13 protein-coding genes are annotated in these 20,871 nt (G+C 65.8%); 2 read left to right on the plus strand and 11 right to left on the minus strand.

The genetic code is table 11. From position 1 onward, the window contains the following. Window positions 1-23: 23 nt before the first annotated feature. Window positions 24-8,738: a peroxidase family protein gene (locus AC2EAL_RS18015; RefSeq protein ID WP_484725614.1), complete on the minus strand. Its 8,715-nt coding sequence runs from the start codon at window positions 8,736-8,738 to the stop codon at window positions 24-26. Window positions 8,739-9,129: 391 nt separating this feature from the next. On the opposite strand from AC2EAL_RS18015, the gene AC2EAL_RS18020 reads away from it, so the two are divergent. Beyond that, window positions 9,130-10,548, plus strand: a complete 1,419-nt coding sequence (locus tag AC2EAL_RS18020) for a sensor histidine kinase (protein ID WP_484725615.1) — start codon at window positions 9,130-9,132, stop codon at window positions 10,546-10,548. Between the two features lie 187 nt (window positions 10,549-10,735). Next, window positions 10,736-11,416 carry a LuxR C-terminal-related transcriptional regulator gene (locus tag AC2EAL_RS18025; RefSeq protein WP_484725616.1) on the plus strand — a complete coding sequence of 227 codons (681 nt, stop codon included), beginning with the start codon at window positions 10,736-10,738 and terminating at the stop codon, window positions 11,414-11,416. Window positions 11,417-11,525: 109 nt separating this feature from the next. Here AC2EAL_RS18025 and AC2EAL_RS18030 read toward each other — a convergent pair whose 3' ends face one another. The 10 genes from AC2EAL_RS18030 to AC2EAL_RS18075 all read right to left on the minus strand — a co-directional run bounded on the left by AC2EAL_RS18030 (window position 11,526) and on the right by AC2EAL_RS18075 (window position 20,848). Next, window positions 11,526-12,437, minus strand: coding sequence for an ABC transporter permease (locus AC2EAL_RS18030; protein WP_484725617.1), 912 nt, complete (start codon window positions 12,435-12,437; stop codon window positions 11,526-11,528). Further along, a complete protein-coding gene (locus AC2EAL_RS18035; protein WP_484725618.1) occupies window positions 12,434-13,501 on the minus strand; it encodes an ABC transporter permease in 1,068 nt (355 codons plus the stop codon). The genes AC2EAL_RS18030 and AC2EAL_RS18035 overlap by 4 nt, the downstream gene beginning before the upstream one ends. Beyond that, window positions 13,498-15,009: an ABC transporter ATP-binding protein gene (locus AC2EAL_RS18040; protein WP_484725619.1), complete on the minus strand. Its 1,512-nt coding sequence runs from the start codon at window positions 15,007-15,009 to the stop codon at window positions 13,498-13,500. The genes AC2EAL_RS18035 and AC2EAL_RS18040 overlap by 4 nt, the downstream gene beginning before the upstream one ends. Before the next feature lie 5 nt (window positions 15,010-15,014). Next, on the minus strand, window positions 15,015-16,103 hold the full coding sequence (locus tag AC2EAL_RS18045; RefSeq protein ID WP_484725620.1) for a BMP family ABC transporter substrate-binding protein: 1,089 nt from the start codon (window positions 16,101-16,103) through the stop codon (window positions 15,015-15,017). 25 nt (window positions 16,104-16,128) lie between these two features. Then, window positions 16,129-17,490 carry an amidohydrolase gene (locus tag AC2EAL_RS18050; protein WP_484725621.1) on the minus strand — a complete coding sequence of 454 codons (1,362 nt, stop codon included), beginning with the start codon at window positions 17,488-17,490 and terminating at the stop codon, window positions 16,129-16,131. Further along, window positions 17,487-18,140, minus strand: a complete 654-nt coding sequence (locus AC2EAL_RS18055; protein ID WP_484725622.1) for a glutathione S-transferase family protein — start codon at window positions 18,138-18,140, stop codon at window positions 17,487-17,489. Before AC2EAL_RS18055 ends, AC2EAL_RS18050 begins: the two co-directional genes overlap by 4 nt. Continuing rightward, window positions 18,137-18,973 carry an aromatic ring-hydroxylating dioxygenase subunit alpha gene (locus AC2EAL_RS18060; protein ID WP_484725623.1) on the minus strand — a complete coding sequence of 279 codons (837 nt, stop codon included), beginning with the start codon at window positions 18,971-18,973 and terminating at the stop codon, window positions 18,137-18,139. The genes AC2EAL_RS18055 and AC2EAL_RS18060 overlap by 4 nt, the downstream gene beginning before the upstream one ends. Continuing rightward, window positions 18,970-19,581, minus strand: coding sequence for a Rieske 2Fe-2S domain-containing protein (locus AC2EAL_RS18065; RefSeq protein WP_484725624.1), 612 nt, complete (start codon window positions 19,579-19,581; stop codon window positions 18,970-18,972). Before AC2EAL_RS18065 ends, AC2EAL_RS18060 begins: the two co-directional genes overlap by 4 nt. A gap of 161 nt (window positions 19,582-19,742) precedes the next feature. Then, window positions 19,743-19,994 (minus strand): acylphosphatase, encoded by a 252-nt coding sequence (locus AC2EAL_RS18070; RefSeq protein ID WP_484725625.1) that lies wholly within the window; start codon window positions 19,992-19,994, stop codon window positions 19,743-19,745. Between the two features lie 143 nt (window positions 19,995-20,137). Continuing rightward, a complete protein-coding gene (locus AC2EAL_RS18075) occupies window positions 20,138-20,848 on the minus strand; it encodes an aspartate/glutamate racemase family protein (protein WP_484725626.1) in 711 nt (236 codons plus the stop codon). Window positions 20,849-20,871: the final 23 nt, after the last annotated feature.

Genomic DNA, 20,871 nt, shown 5'->3' on the forward strand with positions numbered 1-20,871 from the left:
CTGCCCCCGGGCCAGTCTTCTCGCTACAGCTGGAAGTCATCAGCCGTCAGGTTGTGGTGACCGCGCAGCTTGATCGCGAACTCGGCCGCAGTGTCGCCGGTCGTGTTGCCCTCGATCACCGTGTAGTCGTTGCCGCAGTCCGACTCGTGGCGGATCACCAGCTGGCCGACTTCGGTGAAGGCACCCGAGACCAGAGTGAAGGCCCCGTTGCCAGCGCCCACGCCGTTCGCATCGATGCCGGACAGGTCGATCTTGTCGCCAGGCTCGAAGCTGGTGATGGTGTCGCCGTCGGCATCTTCCGCCGCAAGGAAGCGGTAGGTGTCTTCGCCGGCGCCGCCGTCCAGCACGTTCCACTTGCGGCCCGCCGTGATGACGTCGTCCCCCGCGCCGCCGACGAAGTTCTCGATGTTCCAGAGGACGTCGCTGCCCGAGGTGGCACTTTGCGCCATCCCGCGCGCGGTATGGCCGCTGCCCAGATCCACGGTGATGTCGGACAGGATCGCCGACATGTCGAGCGTATCGATGCCATACCCGCCCGAGACATCGTCACCATAGTAGGTGTCGTTGCCGTCGTTCACCGTAGCGCGGAAGGTGTCGTCGCCTTCGCCACCGACCGCGAAGTCGCTGCCCGCACCGCCTTCGACGAAGTCGTCGCCTTCCTCGCCGAACAGCCGGTCATCGCCATCCTCGCCGAACATCATGTCGTTGCCCGTGCCACCCAGCACGTTGTCGTGCCCGGCCCCGGCAAAGATCATGTCGCGCCCGGCAAGGCCCATCATGTTCTCGGCCGCTGCGGTCCCGAACAGAGCCTCTCCGGCGGCGGTGCCAAGGATCGCTCCCGAGGCGGCAATCGGCGGCACGGTGACACCGTCATCGTCCTCGTCGCTGTCGTCGTCGCCACCGCCAGAGTCGCCGTCGCTGTCGTCGTCGCTGTCGTCTTCACCGGAGTCGTCGCCGTCGTCCGAGTCGTCGCCATCTTCACCAGTGTCGCCGTCGTCCGAGTCGCCGCCGTCTTCACCGGTGTCGCCGTCGTCCTGATCGGTGTCGCCGTCATCTTCGCCGGTGTCGCCGTCATCTTCGCCGGTGTCGCCGTCACCGTCTTCGCCGGTCTCGCCGCCGGTGTCCTCATCGCCGTCGCCGCCGCCTTCGTCTTCGTCGCCGTCGCCACCCCCGTTGTCGGTGTCGCCGTCGCCTTCATCCTCGTCGCCGTCGTTGTCGCCCTCGCCCTCATCCTCGTCCGTCTGATCGTTCGTCGCGTCGAAGATCGAGCCGTCAAGGCCGGTCAGGCCGGTATTGCGGGCGATGATGTTGGCGAAGGTCGTGTCCTCGCCAAACGTGGCATAGAAGTCGAAGTTCTCGAACCGGTCGAGGTAGTAGAACCGGTCGCCCTCCTGCAGGCGGTCGAACTGTTCGTGCAGGACGACCCAGAACGTCTGGCCGACCATGCCGCCATTGATGTGTTGCTCGGCCAGCCCGCCGACCCAGAGATCCACCCGGTCGATCCCCCTGACGATCTTCTCGCCGTTCGGCCCGTCGGTCAGCTCGATATCCGGGTTGACCGCGATGAAGGCCGCGATGTCTTCGGGCGTCGACAGGACCAGGTCCGGATAGGCCGCCTGGAACTGCGCGATGACCGCGTCGCTTAACCCGTTGCGGGCCTGGAAATCCGCCCAGCTGGTATAGGGCGACAGGTCCCCGGCAAAGCCCACCGCTTGCGCGATGTAGGGGTTCTGCGATCCCGCAAGGCTGGCCCGGACCTGGTTCAGCGTGCCAAGGCCCACATCCCAACCCCGCGCCACGTTGAAGGCGAAGAGGTCGGCGTTGATGCGGACAAGGTCATTGCGGACCGCATCGACGATGTTGAAGTCGACCTCTTCGGCCACCTGCGTTGCAGTCCCTGCGATGATCGCAGCCGTCCCGTGCTGGGCATAGCCCGGCTGCGGAACATAGCCGGGAGGCAAGGGTGCCGTGAACGCCGCCGGATCGTTGGTCGGGTTCAGGAAGGCGTCGAACAGCGGCACATCCATCGGCTGCCCGTCCGGGCCCATCACCCGCAAGGTCTGGCCGATCAGCGAATGGCCGACCCGGTAGACCGCCGCCGCGAATTCATGGCTGATCCGGGCATCGACCGCGTCGTTGTAGCCGTCCCAGCCGTGGTTGCCGAACCCGCCGTCGGCGGCGCGCAGGCCACCCAGAAGCTTGTCGGCGAACTCCTGGAACACCACACGCTGATAGTCGCTTTCGTTCAGCATCTTCGCGGCCTGGAAGACCTCTTCCGCCGTGCCGGTGAAGCCCTGGTCGATCAGGTTCTCGACGTGGAAGTTATGGTTCCGCGCCCAGATCGTGTGGATCGAGGTCAGGGCGAAGTTTTCATTCGCCCGGCCGTCGCCAGCGACCCGGTGGTCGAGAAGGCTGATGAAGGGGTTCGCGTCCAGCAGCAGCGGCTGGCCCGAGCCAAGGAAGTTGCCCGCAAGCCCCGCGACCATCGCGTTGTTGATGACCCCGGCCTCGCTGACCAGACCGGCATAGGCCGTGCGGAAGGCGACCGAACCGCCCGGCAGGCTGGGGTCGACAAACACCGTGTCAGCCTCCCAGTGGTGCAGGATCACGTCGCGCAGCGTGGGCAGCAGCGTGAAGCCCGGATCGGAAGGATCCGCCTCACCCTGCAAGAGCCGCATCCCAAAGCCGCGGTCCCCGTTGCTTTCGCGCAGGAACTGACCCACCAGCTGATGGCTGCCGTAAGCCTGGTTCTGGTCGACGAAGGGCGAGGTCATGTTGACATGCTGCGGCACGCCGTTCGCGTCGATATGGTCGACCACCGCCCGCGTCAGATCGGCCGGGTTGTCCGAGGTCGGGCCGCGCTGCATGCCGGGGCCGCCGATCTCGATCGTGCCGAAGGCCGCGTTCTTGGGGATGAAGTCCAGGCCGTGGTCGAAGTACTGACCAAAGGCCATGAACAGGATGTTGGCATTCGCCGCACTCGGGGCGAGGCCCGCCTCCTGGGTGCCCAGGATGTTCGAGATTTCGCGCGGGTCGAGACCTGCGAAGATCGGGTTGACCGCGCGGTTGCCGGTGGCCGGGTCGTACTCGCCGTAGCGGGCGTCGGTCAGCCGGATGAAGGGCTCGCCCGCCGTGCCGTACAGCGGATTGTCGAGGTTGTTGCCCTCGCCGCTGAGGCTGCGGACGCCGGTTGCCCCTGCGGTGTCATCGTCGCCCTCGAAGGCCGGAAGGCCCTGCACCAGGTTCTTCAGGCTTGCAAGGTCGCGCGTCGTCAGCGTGAACCCGCCGTTCGCCACATCGTCATCCGCCACGACGCCACCCCCGACACCGGGCATCGCGCCCGAGCCGTCAAAGGTGACCGAGGCCCCGCCACGGCTGACCGTGACCATGCCGTTCGCGCTCTGCGTCACCGTGGCCGGCCCGGTTCCGGGCAGGTCGATCACGTCCTGCGCGCGGATGTTGCCGACGATGGTGTCGTTGCCCCCCGCACTGCGGAAGACGATGCGGTGGGCCGAGCCGAAGTCCGAGATGTCCACCGTGTCGTCGGCGTCCGATCCGTTGATGCGGATCGTGCTGTAGCTGAGAGAGGTGGTCGAGAAGTCACCGATGATGGTGATCGTGTCGCCACCATTCAGCCCGCCGTCGCCGTCGTTCGCGGTCACGTTGGTGGTGTTGATGACGATCTCCTCGATCGTCGCGATCTCGGCGATCACCGACGCCTGGTCGAGGCCGTTGCGGGTGATGACGATCTCGCTCGTCTCCTCCAGAACCGTGATGCCGCGCAGTTCGGCCTCGGCCCGGGTCAGGATGGTGAAGGTCGATGCCAGAGCGGTATCGGTGACGATAAGGGTATCGGTGCCCAGGTCGCCCTCGATGATGTCCTGCCCGCCCGCACCGGTGGCGAAATTGACGACCAGCATGTCGTCGCCGTCGCCGCCGATCACCCGGTCCTCCCCGGCGCCGCCGTCCAGCGTGTCGTTGCCGACGCCGCCCAGCACCCGGTCGTCGCCTGCCGCACCCGACAGGCTGTCGGCGCCGCCGTTGCCTTCCAGGTCGTCGCGATCCTCGGCCCCGACCGCGATGTCATCGCCTTCGGTCCCCGAAAAGTCGTTGCGGTCGCCCGGCAGACCGGTCCAGTCCCAGCCGACCGGAGCTGTTGCGAAAGACGTCGCCTGACGTGGCTGCCCCAGCCCGTTGGTGAAGTTTGCGACCACCCGCAGGAACAGGCCCGTCTGCGCCCCGGCCTGCACATCGGCAAGGTTTTCCGGCGTGAAGGTCGAGCCCGTGGCCCCGGTGACATTGGTCCAGGTCGTGCCGTCGCCAGACACCTGCCATTGCAGGCTGACCGGACCGACAATGCCCGCCGGATCGGTCACCAGAGACAGGTCGACACCCAGCGCCTGGCCTTCCAGCGGCGTTAGGTCGCTGATGATCGGGCGACCCGCGGCCGCCGTGGTGCCAAAGGCCACGTCGCCGTTGCGGAAGCGCAGGATCTCGACGTTGCGCACCGTGTCGGTGCCGTCATTCACCGTGACATCGGTATTGCCAAACCCGGTATGCGCGACCCGGGCCGTGCCGTCGGGCAGATAGGTGATCGTGTATTGCTCAATGTCGTCGTTGAAGACGGCCACGTCCTGATCGGTGGATGTACCGCCATCCAGGATTTCGCGGACGATGTGCATCTGCGACGGCACGATGACCCGGTCGACCATCAGCTCGAACAGGCTGCGCCCGACCCAGGAAGCATCGACCCCGTCCGAGGTGGTGAAGATGTGCTTCAGGCTGTCGACCGTGGCAATCTCGTTCGCGGCCGTGTTCGCCTCGCCGGGCGCGCCGGTGATCCGGATGCGGACGTTCAGCCAGTGGTCACCGTCCAGAAGGTCGTTGCCGCCGTTGCCGGTCATCACATCCGACCCGCCACCGCCGAGGATGATGTTACCTTCCTCCCAGGTGGTCTGCCCGGCCCCGATCGACACCAGGTCCTGCAGGCCCGTGATCCGGTCGATCCCCGCTTGGTCCAGGCCGTCGTTGAAGAAGATGCCTTCCACCCCTGCCGGGACTTCGGCGCCTTCCCCTTCTTCACCCTCTCCGGGCAATCCACCAAGGGCGGCCAGGGAAACCCGGTCGTCGCCAGTCAGCGTGTCGTTCAGGTTCCAGCCGGACAGCGCCTCGACCTTGTCGAAACGGTTGCGCAGGATGTCCTGCTCGTCCGTGGTGAAGATCCGGATCCGCATGTCTGCATTGGCCGCAACCGACACACCCTTGTAGGTGACCCAGTCGAAGCCGAACATGCCCTCGTTCCGCATGACGCTTTCGCCCTGGACCATGATGTCGTCGCCGGATTCCGCGTCGAAGTCATGCTCGTCCGATCCGGCAAACATCACGTCATGGCCGATGATCCGGCTGTTGAAGAACAGTTCGGTGTTGTCCCCGGCCGAGGTGTCGAAGCCGTCGCCGCTTTCGATCCAGTCGTCGCCTTCGTTGCCCATCAGGAAGTCATGGCCATCGCCGCCCATGATGAAGTCGTCGCCCTCGCCGCCGAAGATTTCGGCGCTGTCGGCCCCCAGGAACAGGACGTCCCGCCCGCTGCCGCCCATCAGGATGTCAAGGCCGCCCGCAGTGCTGATGACGTCGTCGCCTTCCTCGCCCTTCAGGAAGTCGCCCTCGTCGCCGCGGTCGGTCATGATGTCGTTGCCGGCACCGCCGTTCACCAGATCGACGCCGAACCCAGACTCGATCCGGTCATCGCCCGCACCGCCCCAGATGCCATCATCGCCGTCGTCGGTGATGATCGTGTCATTCGCCGCGGTGCCGCCGACGACGATGTGTTCGCCCCCGGTAAAGCGGAGGTAGTTGGTCTCGACCGCCGCCGTCGTCGGATCGTCGCGGACAACCTTGCCCAGCCCCATCGCCTCCAGCACCGGATCGTTGCCGGTCGGGTCGGGTTCGGCCTGGTTGGCCTCGTTCACTTCCAGGACGAAATCGTAGTTGGCGAAGCTGTCCACCCCGATGTGGCGGGCAATGATGTCGTCCGCGGTCCCCCGGATCCCGTCCGCGCCGGGCTGTGCCAGCGCAGTGTTGGCCAGAAGCATCTTCGAGAACGAGTTCTGCTCCAGCTCGTTCAGGAAGTTCTGCCCCTGCGTCCGGCTGAGATAGTAGAACCGGTCGCCGAACTGCAGCGCCTCAAGCTGCGCCTCGAAGATCGCCGTGAAGGTCGAGCCGAGCATGCCGCCGAACGGCATGATCCGCTCGGCCAGGCCGCCGACCCAAAGGTCGATGTCGTTCAGGCCGTTGTTGTCCGCCGTCCATGTGCCACGGCCAAGAAGGAAGTCCAGCCGGTCCGCATCGGACACCGCACCGCCGCCGAACACCAGATCGGCCGCCGCTGCCCGCTTGTCGTCCAGCGTCGTGGCCTCGACGATCGAGGCATGGGTCCCGTAGGCGGCGATCAGGTTGACCACCGTCATCGGGTTCTTCAGGTTCGCTGCAAGCTCGGCCCAGTTGGCGTAGGGCCGCAGCCAGGTCGATCCGGTCTGCGCGAAAAGCTCGGCCCTTGCGTCGTTGAAGCTGGGCATGCCCGTGTCCCGGCCCCGCGCGATGTTCAGCGCGGCAAGGTCAAGCGGCAGGCCCACCAGGTTGTTGCGCAAGGAGCCGACGACGAATTCGTCGATCGCATTGCCGCGTTCGATGGTCATCCCGCGGATGACGGCTGCAGCCGCCTCGTCCGCGCTGATGCCGCCGTCATTGTCATAGGCGACCGGGTTCAGGAAGGACACGATCAGGCCCATGTCGTCCGACGATCCGTCGGCAAAGACGCGGGGCATCGAGTCGGTCAGCATCGAATGGCCAAAGCGGTAGACCACGTTCGCGAACTCGGCAAAGATCGCCGGGTTGATGTCGGTCACCGCGTTGAAGACGAAGGGTTCGATGTTCGGATGGACCTTCCGGGCGAACTCTTCGAAGACCAGATGCTGGTACTGCATCTCGGTCGCAAAGCGCGCCGACTGGAACAGCCGCTCGCCATTCCAGTCCAGCCCCTCAAAGAACGTGGACCCGGCCAGGAAGGCGGCCTTGTCGACCGCCGCATTGAAGCCCGTGACGAAACTCGCCAGCGCGCCGGCATCGACCGGGGCATCCAGCCATTCGTTGACGAAGGCCGCATCGCCCGTGGTCAGAACGGTCAGCTTGTGCGCCTCGACCTGGCGGTTGTGTTCCGAGTGGAAGACATGGTGCACGGCGGTCAGGCCGATGTTCTCGTTGCCGCGCCCGTCGCCGGTGATGAAGTGACGGTCCAGAAGCTCGTTGTCGTAGCGGCCGGTCGTGCTTTCACTGTCGGCAAGCCCCAGGTCCGCATCGTCATCGGCGATCTTCAGCCCGCCGGTGCGGCTGTCGAACGGGTTCGCCGCGTGGGCGATGTCGTCGAGGAACGCATGGCCGATGCGGATCGCACCCGCCGTGAAGGTGTTGACCGGGGTCTCAAGGCTGCCCTCGACCACTACGTCGTCCGCGGTGTTCGGCACCCCGTCCGGGCCGATCCCGGTGATGATCTGCGGCAGCCCGTTCGGACCGCGGATGAAGGCGCCGTAGGGGTCGGTGCGTAACAGCGGAACGTTCAGCACGTCGCCATCCGTCAGCTCGATCCCCAGAAGGTCGCGCGCCTGCGCCTTGATGTCGGCCCAGGTGGCAAGCCCGCCATTCGCGCCTTCCAGCAGATGCCCGGTGGCAACCGGCCGCCCTGCCCCATCCACCGTGTACTCACGTAGGAAAACCTGGTGCGAGGCATGCGAGGTGTAGGTCTGGTTCTGGTCGACGAAGGGCGTGGTCGAGTTGTTGCCCTCGTGCGCGGTGTCGTCGGCGGTGCCCAGAATGCCGTCAGCCCCCGGCCCGGCGGTCGGCGTGGCACGGGTGAGCGCCATGAAGCGCTGGCTGGTCGGCAGGTCGTCCGTCGTCCCGGCGATCCCGTCGGCACCCAGGACCAGCGGGTCATCCGCCTGCAGCGGGATGAACACCGTCCCATTGCCGCCCTTGCCGATCAGGTCCAGGCCATGGTCGAAGAATTGGCCGAAGAAGGTCATCCAGGCGTTGAACGGGGCCGAAATGCCGTCATCCGGGGCCAGGTTCGGCAGGTTGGCCAGATCGGCATTGGTGATGGCGATGTGGGTGCCGTCACCGATCCTCGGGTCGCCGGGTTCCACCGGGACCCGGCCCGGATTGGCCGCTTCCCAGGCCGCGACGGCGGGCTCGTTGGCAAACCAGGCCGCGACCGCCGCCGGGTTGCTGACCGACTGGTCGACCACCAAGTTCGAGATGATCCGCGGATCGGCATCCGCCACGTTGCCGGTATGGCCGCCGTTCACCAGGGGCGAGGTCGGCGATCCGATCACCCCGTAGTCGTTGTTGGTCACCAGCGGTCCGCCCGGAGCACCAAGCGGCATCACATCGCCATCGGCATCGATCCGCCACAGCGGGCTGAGAAGGCGCGGCATCGGCTGGTCGCTGGCGCCCCAGGTTTCCCGTCCCTCGACCAGGTTGTTGTAGGTTCCGTCGACCGTACGCAGGCCGTAGGGAACCAGAGGATGGGACAGGGCCAGCACCGCTCCGGGCGTTCCTTCGGCTACGACATTGCCGCTTGCATCAACCCAGATTTCAGTCAGCGCCGTGCCCGAGGCATGGGCTTCGCTGATCTTGATCTGGCGCAGGATGAAGGACAGGTCGGCAACGTTCAATTTCACAGCCATGGCAAGCGCTCCCTGTTTCCCAAAGCGATGCCGCCCGGGACTTGATTGTTTTTCAATGCTTTGTCTGTCGTCTTACGGACCCTTGGCCGGGCTTCTGGCCGTCCGGGAAATCTGGCTACCCTTTGTTCAAATTTGTCACAATTGTGGCAGCGCCGTTAGCTGCAAAGGTCCGTATCAATGCCTGCTACCAATGTCCGAGGAAGTTTTCAGGCCAAAGTCCCATAGATTCATTGGACCAAAGTCCAATTCCGCAGTGTAGACGCCCGGGCCAGTCTCCTGTAACCATTTGTTGTGATTTTGGATGTGCCATTTTCCGCAGTGTTTGCGGAGTTGTCCTTTCCCAGTTTCGGCCGTTCAACTTTCGCGCGAACCGTTCAAACCCAAGGTCCGAATGGCCGAACCCGCCCGCAGACCAGAAAGCGAATCAAGCCAGACCGGGCTAAGCGACAGCCTGGGCTTGCGGTATGTCCGTTTTCGTCCGCTGCAGGTCGCGCTGACCCTGATCACCATTCTGCTGATGTTCGTTGTCGCGCAGCATCTGATTGAACGCTTTCGCGCAACCCAGTTCCAATCGCAAAGCCATCTGGCCGAAGTCTACATCAGCAATCTGCTGGCCCCGCATCTAAGGCGCCTGGACGCTGGCGAACAGCTCGATGCCGCAGACCTGGCCGAAGTGGCCGCGCTGATGAACCCCACCGCGCGGCGCGCAAATCGGATGGCCCTGCAGATCTGGGGGACGGACAAGAAGCTGATCTACGGCACTGTGGCCGCGGTGAAGGTCGAGCTGCACGAGGACGACGATCTTGAGAAGGCCCTGTCCGGTCAGGACGTCGTCGCGCTTGAGGAAGAGGCAGGGGCCGATGACGGCGCGCCGCTGCCCGTACCTTACCTGGAAATCTACCTGCCGATCCGGAAGCATCAGGCCGGACCGGTCGTGGCCGTCGGTGAACTTTATGTCGATGCAACCCCCATCCTTGCCGACATCCGCAGCTTTGAACGCACCGTCAAGCTGACCGCGATCCTGGCGACTGTCGTCTTCCTGTTCATGCTGGCAGCCAGCGCCTATCAGGGCGAACAGCTGCGCGAACGCTACGAGGCAGAGCGGCGGCTGGCGATCCAGAACCAGTCCCTCCGCAAGGTCGCCGAGACCGCGCGCGAGGATGCCAGCCGGGCCAACGAGGAAACGCTGAACCTGGTGGGCGCCGAACTGCACGACGGGCCGGTGCAGCTTCTGTCCCTCGCCTCGATGATGGCCACCGCTCCGTCGGCCCCAGAAACGACAGACGGGCCGTCCCAGTCGGTTCTGATCCGCCAGGCGGTCGAGCAGCTGCGCGGCCTTTCTGCCGGCCTCATCCTGCCCGAGATCGAAAGCCTGGACCTGCCCCAGGTGGTCACGCTGGCGGCAGACCGGTTCCGGGCTTTGTCGGACACCCCGCTGCGGGTGACCTGCCCGGCCTCGGATCTGTCGATCGACCTGCCACGGCGCATCTGCATCTACCGGGTGATCCAGGAGGGCCTGACCAATGCCGCCCGGTACGGTGACGGCAGCGAGATCCAGCTGATCGTCGACATTCGCGCCAGCGGCATCAGCATCAGCATCGTCAGCGCGCAAGGCAGAACCGGCCTGTCCTCGGACAAGGGCCCGACCCATCAGCTGGGCCTGCAGGGGATGCGCCGCCGCCTTGCGACTTTCGGCGGCACGGCGGTGCTGCGCGACGTGGGCAACGTGGCGGCGCTGCAAGTGGAGCTGCCGATGGCGCTTGATGGCCCACCGGGGGAAGAGCCTGAACCGGGACCGCGAAAGACCTGACCACCGGGCTGCAAGCGGTAATGACCGGGATTGCTGAAAGTTTCAGCGCCCGAGAGTTGCGATTTCAGAAACAAAAAAGGTGCGTTGTCGGCAGTGTTGCCATCTTTGCCCCGACCCTTTGCGGCCTGCAGGAATCACTTGTCAGGAAGATTGGTTGTGTTCTCCTACGTCAAGTGCGGTGGATTTGATGCAGAAGATTTCGATAGCTTTCTTGGATGATCACCCGATCCTCCTAACGGGCCTCTGTCAGATGTTTTCTGCGTCAGAGGACCATTCCGTCATTGCGACCGGCAAGACCGCCGACGATGTCCTGGACATCGCCATGAACATGCGGCCCAACGTCATGGTCGTCGACATCAACATGCCCGGCAATGTGCTGACGGCGATCGCCCGGTCGACCTCGATGAACCTGCCGACCCGGTTCCTGGCCTTCACCGCGTCCGAGTCGGTCGATACCGCCATCGCCGCGCTTGAGGCTGGTGCCCTGGGCTACGTGCTGAAGGGTGCGTCGCTGGACGAGTTATGCGACGCGATCCGCTGCATCCACAACGGCGAGACCTACATCGCCCCGGTCTTCGCCTCGCGGGTCGTCACCGCTCTGCGGCGCGCGCATGAACAGAAGGCGGTCCCGCGCGTCAGGTTCAGCCGCCGCGAAGAGGAAGTCCTGCGCCTGCTGCTGCGCGGCGGCACCAACAAGGAAATCGCCGATGCGCTGAAGATCAGCGAGAAAACGGTCAAGCACTATATGACGATGCTGATCCAGAAGCTGAACGTCCGAAACCGGGTCGAAGTCGTGCTTGCCGCGCAGATCCTGGCCGAAAGCGGCGGGCTGGCCAAAGCATCCGGCGACGGCATGCGGCCGCACTGACTCGGGTCTCGAACCGCCTAAGTCCGGCCCGGAAGGCCAGCATGCGCCAAGCGGCAGCGTCATTTCGCAGGGCCAGGGTCAGTCGGTCCTGATCGCAAGACCGGGGCCGTCAGGGACCAAACGGCTCGCCCAGCGATGCCACTCCGTTCACCTTCAGGAGCCGCTTGTTCGACGTGATGATGCCAAGGACCACGATAGTCACGATGTAGGGCAGGCTCGACAGCAGCTGTGACGGCACCGCCCAGCTTTCGGTCTGCGCAACAAGGCTGGCCAGCGACAGCGCTCCGAAAAGGAGGGCGCCGAAGAAGATCCGTCCCGTCAACCAGGTGCCGAACACCACCAGCGCCAGCGCGATCCATCCCCGCCCGGCGATCATGCCGTCGGCCCAGAGGGGGGTGTAGACCGTGGCGGCATAGGCCCCGGCGAAGCCCGCCATCGCGCCGCCGAACATCACCGCGCAGAGGCGAAGGAAGGTGACCCGATAGCCGATGGCGCGGGCGGCAGCGGGGTTCTCGCCGATGGCGCGCAGGATCAGCCCAAGGCGGGAATAGCGGAACATCGCCCAGATTGCGGCGGTGGCAACAAGCGACAGCCAGACGATGATGTCCTGCTGGAACATCCCGCCCACGACGGGCAGGTCGGCAAGGCCGGGAACGGCAAGCTTCGGCAGCCCGGTGATGGTCAGGCTTTCGTAGGGATTGCCCACCAGCGAGGACAGCCCCTGCCCCAGGATGCCGACGGCAAGCCCCACCGCCACCTGGTTGGCCCGCAGGCCCAGGGCAAGGCCCGCGAAGATCAGCGCCAGCCCGACCCCGACGATGCCTGCCGCCGCAAAGGCCGCAACATGGCCACCGCCGTGATAGACCACGATGAAGCCGATGGCCGCGCCCAGCGCCATCATGCCTTCCAGACCAAGGTTCAGGACCCCCGACCGCTCCACCACCAGCTCGCCCAGGGCGGCCAACAGGAACGGGGTCGCCGCCGCCAGCATTCCGGCCAGGATGAACTCGATGCCGCTCATGCCGGTGCACCTCCGGTGCGGACGATGCGGTAGCGGACGAAGGCGATGGCGGCGAGGTAGCAGACGAGAAGGCTGCCCTGGAACACCCGGACCGCCGCGACGGGCAGGTCGGCCGAAACCATCGCGTTGTCCCCCCCGATGTAAAGCGCCGCCATCAGGAAGGCGGAGGCGACGATGCCAAGGGGATGGAGCCCGCCCAGGTAGGCCACGATGATCGCGGCATAGCCGTATCCGGTGGAAATCGAGCGTTGCAGCTGGCCGATCGGCCCCGCCACCTCGGCCGCCCCGGCCAGTCCGGCAGCGAACCCGCCGATCAGCAGCGACAGCCAGATCGCGCGCGATTGTGAAAAGCCCGCGTAGGTCGCGGCGTTCGGGGCCAGACCGCCGACCAGGAACTGATAGCCGCCGAAACTCCGCTGCATGTAGACCCAGGCCAGAAGCGCCGCGAGCAAGGCCAGCAGGATCGACACGTTGACCCGCGTGCCCGGCAGCAGGATCGGGATCATCGCGTCGTACTGGAACATGACGGACTGCGGGAAATTGAACCCCATCGGATCCTTCCACGGGCCGAGGAGCAGGTAGTTCAGGACCTGGATGGCAATCAGGCTCATCATCAGGGTGACGAGGATTTCGTTCGCATTCAGCCGCACGCGCCAGAAGGCGGGGACCACGGCCCAGAGCGCGCCGCCAAGGGCGCCCATCACCAGCATAGCCGGCCAGATCCAGCCTCCCGTCGCCTGCGGGAAGTAGACCGGGATGGCGGAGGCGAAGATCGCGCCGAGGATGAACTGCCCCTCGGCCCCGATGTTGAACACCTTGGCGCGGAAGCCGATGGCGAGGCCCTGCGCGATGAGGAGGAGGGGGCCGGTCTTCAACAGCACTTCGGAAAAGCTGGACCAGGACATGAAAGGTTCCAGCAACAGGGCGTAAAAGACGGCCGCCGGGTCCTTGCCCATGGCCAGGAACAGGACCAGGTTCAACAGGATCGCCGCCAGAAGCGCCAGGAACGGCGCGGCCACGGCCATGCGCCGCGAGGCGCGGTCACGTCGGACGAGGCGGATCACGCGGCCACCCCGGCAGCGCCGATCATCCAGCGACCGATCTCTTCTGCCCTGGTGCTGCGGGGATCAAGGCTCGGGGACAGCGACCCCTTGTGTAGGACCTGGATGCGGTCGCAGATTTCGAACAACTCTTCCAACTCCTCCGAGATCACCAGGACAGCGACGCCGTCGTTGCGCATCTTCACCAGCCGCTGCCGGATCGCGGTGGCGGCACCAATGTCCACCCCCCAGGTCGGCTGGGCGACGAACAGCAAGCGCGGCTGCAGCGAGATCTCGCGGCCCATGATGAATTTCTGCAGGTTACCGCCGGAGAGCGACCCGGCCTCGGCCTCGGGGCCCGAGGTACGGACGTCGAAATCGGCGATGCAGGCGGCGGTGAAGGTCGCTTCGGCCTGCCGATCGATCAGGCCGCGCTTCAGAAGGCCGAGGGGATGGGCGGTCAAGAGGCTGTTGTCGGCCAGGCTCATCTCGGGCACTGCACCCCGGCCCAGGCGTTCCTCGGGGACGAAGGCAAAGCCCAGGGCCCGGCGCGCGGCGGGGCCGATATGGCCGACCGGCTGGTCCATCATGCGGATTTCGTCGCGGCGTACGGTGGGGAGCACGGTCTCACCCGATATGAGGCGCGACAGCTCGGACTGGCCGTTGCCCGAAATGCCTGCGATCCCAAGGATCTCGCCCGCATGAAGGCGCAGGGAGACCCCGGTGAGGGCGATGCCGAAAGGGTCGTCCGGGGTGTGGTCCAGCGCCGCCAGCTCCAACCGCACCTCGCCTGCGGGCATCGGGGCCAGATGCAGCGCCGGGGGCATGTCGCGCCCGATCATCATGCGGGCGAGGTCGTGGCTGTCATGCTGGCGCGGGTCGACATCGCCGGTGACGCGCCCGCCGCGCAGGATCGTGGCGCGGTCGCAGAGCGCGCGAATCTCGTCCAGCTTGTGCGAGATGAAGAGGATCGACACCCCTCCGTCCCGCAAACGGCGCAGCGTGTCGAACAGCAGACCCACGGCCTGCGGCGGCAGGACGCTGGTCGGCTCGTCCAGGATCAGAAGGCGCGGTTCGGTCAAAAGGCAGCGGATGATCTCCACCCGTTGCCGTTCGCCCACCGACAGGGCATGGACCTCGGCGAAGGGATCGACCGTCAGGCCGAAGTCCTGCCCCAAGGCGCGGATGCGGGTGGCGAGGTCGGCCTTCGACCCCGGCACGATCAGCGAGATGTTTTCGACGACCGTCAGCGTCTCGAATAGCGAGAAGTGCTGGAACACCATGCCGATGCCCAGCCGCCGCGCCTCAGCCGGCGAGGTCAGGTGGACGGGGGTGCCATTCCACAACACCTCGCCCTCGTCGGGGCGTTCGACGCCGTAGATCAGCTTCATCAGGGTCGACTTGCCCGCGCCGTTTTCCCCCAGGATCGCGTGGATCGACCCCGGTGCCACGTCCAGGTCGATGGCGGAATTCGCTACCGTCTGGCCGTAGGCCTTGGTCATCCTGCGAAGCGAGAGGAGCGGCGCGGGCATGCGCGTCACTGCGGCAAGGGGGTGGCCACACCCTTGACGTGCCAGTCCATGGCGATGATGTCGGGATCGGCCAGCGAAACCCCCGCTGCCACACCTTCGCTGCCATCGGCCTTGGTGATCGGCCCGGTGAACGGGTTGAAGCTGCCGTCGGCGATCTTGGCTTCGGCCTCGGTGATCTTGGTCATCACATCGGCGGGGATGTCCGCGCTCCAGTCCACCACGGCGACGACCTTGTCGGACACGCCGAGGAAGGCATTCGCGCCCACGAAACTGCCGGCCAGATGCGCATCGACGGACGCCTTGAAGAAGGGCGACCAATCCGTCGCCACGCAGCCCAGATACTTGGTCGGCGCGTATTTCTTCATCGAGGAGTTCAGGTTGAAGGCATAGACGCCCGCCTCTTCGCAGGCGGCGATGACCGAGGGCGTGTCCTGCGCGTTCGAGAAGATCACGTCGCAGCCCTGCGCCATCAGCGCCTTGGCGGCCTCTTGCTCTTTGGCGGGGTCGAACCAGGTGTTGACCCAGACGATCGACACTTCGACATCCGGGTTCACCGCTTGCGCCCCCAGCGTGAAGGCGTTGATCGAGGTGATAAGCTCCGGAATGGCAAAGGCCGAAACCGAGCCGAGCTTGCCGGTCTTCGACAGCGCCGCTGCGGCCATGCCCAGAAGGTAGGTGCCCTGGAAATACTTCGCCGCGAAGGGCGAGAAGTTGGGCGCGACCATGAAGCCCGAGGCATGCAGCACGGTGACCGACGGGTCGCGCTTGGCGATCTGCATCGCGCCGTTCTGATAGCCGAAGGACCCGGCGATCAGGAACTTGTTCCCGTCGGCCACGGCCTTGTTCATGATGCGGTCGGCGTCAGGACCTTCCGCGATGTTTTCCAGGATCGTGAAGGTCACGGCATCGCCATAGGCCGCTTTGATCGGGTCCAGACCCGCAGCCAGCGTGTGCGACCAGCCCACATCGCCGAGCGGCGAGGGCAGGACGAGCGCGATGCCCAGGGGCTCGGCGGCGCTGGCCCCGCGCGCCGAGATCGCTGCAGCGATGGCGGCAAAGGCCGAGGTCTGAAGGAAGGTCCGTCTGGCGATCATGGTTGTCTCTCCTGTTGAGGTGTTTTCACGCGTTTATCTTCGAAAGTGCGGCTTCGGCCTCTGCGGCCATCTCGGCCTCGTCGAGGCCCGGGAATTCACCCTTGGCCCAGACGATGCGACCATTGACCATGGTCAGGTCGGTTGGCATGCCGACGCCCACCTTGGCGATCAGGCTGGCCGGGTCGTGACGGGTGCCGACGTAATCCATCCGGCGGGTGTCGATGGCGAAGAGGTCCGCAGCCATCCCGGGGGCGAGCCGCCCGATGTCCTTGCGGCCCAGCAGGGAAGCTCCGCCCGTGGTGGCATAGGCCAGGAAATCGCTCGGTTCCGGCACCGGATGGGCACGTTTGGACGCCACGAGGCATTGCAGCATGTAGGCCGAATGGATGCAGTGCATCAGGTTCGAGTTGTCGTTCGACGCGGCCCCGTCGCAGCCAAGGCCGAGGCGCACGCCAAACGCCGCCATCGCGGGGATGTCAGTCACCTCCGCGCCCACCAGGTAGACTGGTTCGGGACAGTGCGACACGCCGGTGCCGGAGGCGGCGAGCTGTCTCAATTCGGCGTCGGTGAGCTCCCAGCAATGGGCGTAGAAGGTGTCGGGACCGGCAAAGCCCATCTGTTCCAGATAGTCCACCGTTCGCATACCGTGGCGCGCGGCGATCACCGGGCTTTCGCCCTCGCCGACATGGCTATGCAGGAAGACGCCCTTGTCGCGGGCGAGTGCCACGGATTCCACGAAGGTCTCGCGGTAGCAGTTCACCGGCTGGCAGGGCGAGACCACGACCTGCGCCATGCTGAACGGGCTGGGGTCGTGGTAGGCCTCGATCAGCCGCGCGCAATCGGCGATGAATTCGTCGGTGCTCTCCAGCATCTCGTCCGGGATGGTCGAGCCTTCGGACTTTGGCAGCGTATTGCCCCCGCGCCCGGCATGGAACCGGAGCCCGATCTTCGCCGCAGCTTCGAACTGGCGGTCAATGAGGCGTTTTCCGGCGTGGCGGGGAAAGTTGTACTGGTGGTCGAAGGCCGTCGTGCAGCCGTGCTTGGCCAGTTCCGCCATCGCGGTCAGGGAGGAGTGGTAGAAGCAGTCCTCGGTCAGGCGCGAGAAGATCGGATAGATCAGGTCCAGCCATTCGATGACCGAAAGCTTCGTCCAGTCCAGATCGGCGCGGTTCCTCACGAAGGTCTGGAAGAAATGGTGGTGGGTGTTGACGAGGCCGGGATACAGGAACCAGCCCCGCGCATCGATGATGTCGGCGTCGGGCGGGGTGGTCAGGGCCTTGCCGATCGCGGTGATCTTCGGGCCCTCGACCAGCAGGTCTACGTCCCGCAGTACCGTCTCGGGGTCGCAGACGACGGCAGCGCAGCCTTTGAAAAGGTGGACGGTCATGCGCTGGTCCCCACGGGTTCGGGTTTCAGCTCGTGCAGGCGGTGGATGCCCGGCATCTCGATGAACCCCGGCAGGGCGCGCAAGGACCGAGTCCAAAGCCGGATCGTCGGGTAGGGATCGGTGGAAATGCCGCCGTCCGGGGCCAGCATGGCATGCGGGAAGCAGGCGATGTCTGCGAGCGTGGGCCGGTTTCCGGCGAGGTATGCCTCGCCCCGCAGTCGCGCCTCGACCAGGGCCGCCTCAAGCTCACGCAACGCGGCGACACCGGCCTTGCGGCAGGCGTCGATGTCGGCCGGTTTCTGCAGCATGTCATGGGTCCGCGCCTTGCCGATGCTGGCCGACAGCCGGTGCCCGAAGGCCAGCCACTGTGCCACCCGGCCCCGCATGACCGGCGTGTCGTCGCCCAGCCAGTCCGGCCCGTGACGAGCGGCAACATAGGTCAGGATCGCCGCGGATTCGGTCAGGATCAGATCGCCGTCCTCCAGCACCGGGATCGTCCCCGCCGGGTTCAGCCGCAGGAAGGCCGCACTGCGGTGTTCGCCGCCCGGGTGGAAATCGACCGCCCGCAGGTCAAGCCTTGCCCCCACCAGCGCGGCCAGAAGCCGGACCTTGTAGCAATCGGGGCTAAGGACGTAGTCGTAAAGGATCATGCCGCCACCAGTTGCGCGCCGTAGGTATAGCCGCGCCGCTTCAGCCAGCGCCGGTAGGCGACCGAGGTCAGGTCGGCCCGCGTCGGAATCTCCATCCCCGGGTCGAGGGGCAACAGGCCGGGCTGCTGGTTTTCCAGGATCGACCGGTCCTGCAGGAAGATCGTCTGCTGGAAATGGATCAGGTCGGTCAGGGGCGTGACATCGTCGAAGAGCGCCATCCAGGGCCAGACCTCGCACAGCGTCTCGGTCAAGGGCTGCACGAAGAGGGTGATGACGTCCCATTCCCCCGGGCGCGGCGGGCAGGTCTTGTAGAGGATCGAGACGGTCGGCGCGGGCACCCGGTACATGTATTCGGTGGTGATCCCGCCCTCGGCCGATTTGGCGGCTTGTGGCTGGTAGAAACGGACCTTGGTCGCCCAGACCTCATCCACCTCATCGCGGATCGCAACGTCATAGCGGCCGACCTCGGTATGCGGCTCGGCCCCCAGGATGTCGGTATGGACAAAGGGGAAATGCGCGATGTCGAGGAAGTTCTCGACCGCGCGCAGGGGCGAGCATTTGACGCGGACGAGGCCCACATCGACCAGTCGCCGCCCGGGCTGGTCGGCTTCGGGAATGTCGAAGAGCGGGCGGGCGGGGGTGCCGAGGCTGCTCCAGACATGGCCGTAACGGGCCTGCGAGGGCAGCGTGCGCCCCGAGGCGGTGACCAGCGGCTGGCCGTCCTGCAGGGTCACGCGGATCGGTTCGCCCAACAGCCGGGTGTCGCGTGCCGCGTGGTGCAGCTGGCTGATCAGCGCGACCGGATACCATTCGTCGCGGACGGGATCGGTCATGCCAGCGCCTCCTCGGCCTGCCGACGCAAGGCCTCAAGATCGCGCGATGCCTCTTTCAGCGCGGCGGGGGTCGCCGCTTCGGCCAAGGCATGCAGCACCTGGCGGCCATTCGGCAGGGGCTGCACCAGGATCGTCACGCCGATGCCGGACAAATGACCCCGCGCGACCGGGCCGGACAGCGAAAAGCCAGCAGCCGCCCAGTCCACCGCGCCTTCGACAGTCAGGGACCGCAGGGGCACGCCTTCGACGGTGGGCGGAGGGACGTCGGGGCTTTCAGTCGCGACCCAGACCACCCCGCCGCTTTCCACCGCATGGTAGACCGGCACGCGGATCGCCTCGGGCGGTTCAAGGTCGGGATGGGCCGGAATGCGCAGGCAATGGCCGTCGGAGGCATAGCTCCAGCCGTGGTAGATGCAGGACAGCGCCTCACCCCGCACATAGCCATGCGACAGCCGCATGCCCCGGTGCGGACAGCGGTCGGCCCAGGCCGCCAGACGACCCGTCGCACTGCGCCACAACGCCAGTTCAACGCCGTCGACACAGGCGGGCATGACGCACAACGGAGGGACGTCGCGGACCAGTGCGACGGGAGTCCAGGCAGCAGTCATTCTTTTCGGTTCCGTCAAACGGCCTTTGGGTCACGCTATGCCGACTTCGACGGACTGTCCTGCCGTGACGATTGGCCTGGGCGGTCGCCAAAGGGAATCGGATGTCGTGCCCAATTGTTAGACCGGAGTGCCCAATAAGTAACCAGTTTGTAAGCGTACGATCAGGGAAGAGTGTCGTTCTTCAGGCGCTGCCGGGTGATCGCTTCCACCCAGACGTCGATCGGCCCCAGCGAGACGCCCAGTTCCATCGCGTCGATCAGGTCTTCCGGCCCGCTCAGAGTGACTTCCACCTGTCCGTCTTCACGCCGCGTGGCAACGCCGCAAAGCCCAAGGCGCCGCATGTGCCGGGTGATCCAGGGCAGGAAGCTTTCGGCATCCAGATCGCCCTCGATGGTGAACCGTTCGTCTGCCAAAGGACCCACATTCCCCTTACTGGGCCAAGCATGGCAGCTCTGCCTTCCGAAGCAAGGGGTCTGCCAGGGCAAGGTCTCCCCTCGATGCTAGCCGAAGCCTGGCGCAAGGCATGCCAGAGACAAGTTGAACCAGCGGCGAGAGCTCAGGCCCTGGCGCTCAGCTTCTGTGTCTGGGCCGGAGCATAGCCGCCGAGCCTCGATGTCCGAAGCCCGAGCCCGACCATCGCCTCGGCCAGCCGGACAGCACAGGTCACCCCATCCAGGACCGGCAGGCCGTGTTCGTCGGCCAGCCGACCGGCCAGGTCGGTCATCCCGGCGCAACCGAGGACAATGGCCTCGGCCCGGTCCTCCGCGACAGCGCGCGCAATCTCGGCGCTGATGCGGTTGCAGGCGTCCGAGCCGACTTCCTCCAGTTCGAGCACGGCCACTTCCGAGGACCTTACGCGTGCGCAGCGGGCCGCGAGACCGTACTTCAGCAGATTGTGTTCCAGCGCTGGAACCGAGCGGGCCAGCGTCGTTACGACCGAGAACTTGTTCGCAAGCATCGAGGCAAAGTGATAGGCTGCTTCGCCGATGCCGATGACCGGCCGGTCCGTCAAGCAGCGCGCCGCATCGAGACCAGTATCATCGAAGCAGGCGATGATCGCCGCGTCAAAGCCTGGGGTGGTCTCGATCAGGTGCAGAAGGCCCGGGACCGCCAGCGCCTCGTCGTAGTAGCCCTCGATCGACACCGGTCCCCCGATCGGATTTATGGCAGTGATCTCGGTCCCCGGACTTGCCGCGCGCCGTGCTGCGGCGCCGATCTTGTCGGTCATCGAGCTGGTGGAGTTTGGATTGATCACCAGAATACGCATCTCAGAGCTCCCCGCCCCGGAAA

The sequence above is a fragment of the Tabrizicola sp. T74 genome, from assembly GCF_057219935.1.

Coding starts and splice junctions, on each gene's coding strand:
- AC2EAL_RS18015 (WP_484725614.1), bottom strand. CDS start 8,738: ATGGCTGTGAAATTGAACGTTGCCGACCTGTCCTTCATCCTGCGCCAG.
- AC2EAL_RS18020 (WP_484725615.1), top strand. CDS start 9,130: ATGGCCGAACCCGCCCGCAGACCAGAAAGCGAATCAAGCCAGACCGGG.
- AC2EAL_RS18025 (WP_484725616.1), top strand. CDS start 10,736: ATGCAGAAGATTTCGATAGCTTTCTTGGATGATCACCCGATCCTCCTA.
- AC2EAL_RS18030 (WP_484725617.1), bottom strand. CDS start 12,437: ATGAGCGGCATCGAGTTCATCCTGGCCGGAATGCTGGCGGCGGCGACC.
- AC2EAL_RS18040 (WP_484725619.1), bottom strand. CDS start 15,009: ATGCCCGCGCCGCTCCTCTCGCTTCGCAGGATGACCAAGGCCTACGGC.
- AC2EAL_RS18045 (WP_484725620.1), bottom strand. CDS start 16,103: ATGATCGCCAGACGGACCTTCCTTCAGACCTCGGCCTTTGCCGCCATC.
- AC2EAL_RS18050 (WP_484725621.1), bottom strand. CDS start 17,490: ATGACCGTCCACCTTTTCAAAGGCTGCGCTGCCGTCGTCTGCGACCCC.
- AC2EAL_RS18055 (WP_484725622.1), bottom strand. CDS start 18,140: ATGATCCTTTACGACTACGTCCTTAGCCCCGATTGCTACAAGGTCCGG.
- AC2EAL_RS18060 (WP_484725623.1), bottom strand. CDS start 18,973: ATGACCGATCCCGTCCGCGACGAATGGTATCCGGTCGCGCTGATCAGC.
- AC2EAL_RS18065 (WP_484725624.1), bottom strand. CDS start 19,581: ATGACTGCTGCCTGGACTCCCGTCGCACTGGTCCGCGACGTCCCTCCG.
- AC2EAL_RS18075 (WP_484725626.1), bottom strand. CDS start 20,848: ATGCGTATTCTGGTGATCAATCCAAACTCCACCAGCTCGATGACCGAC.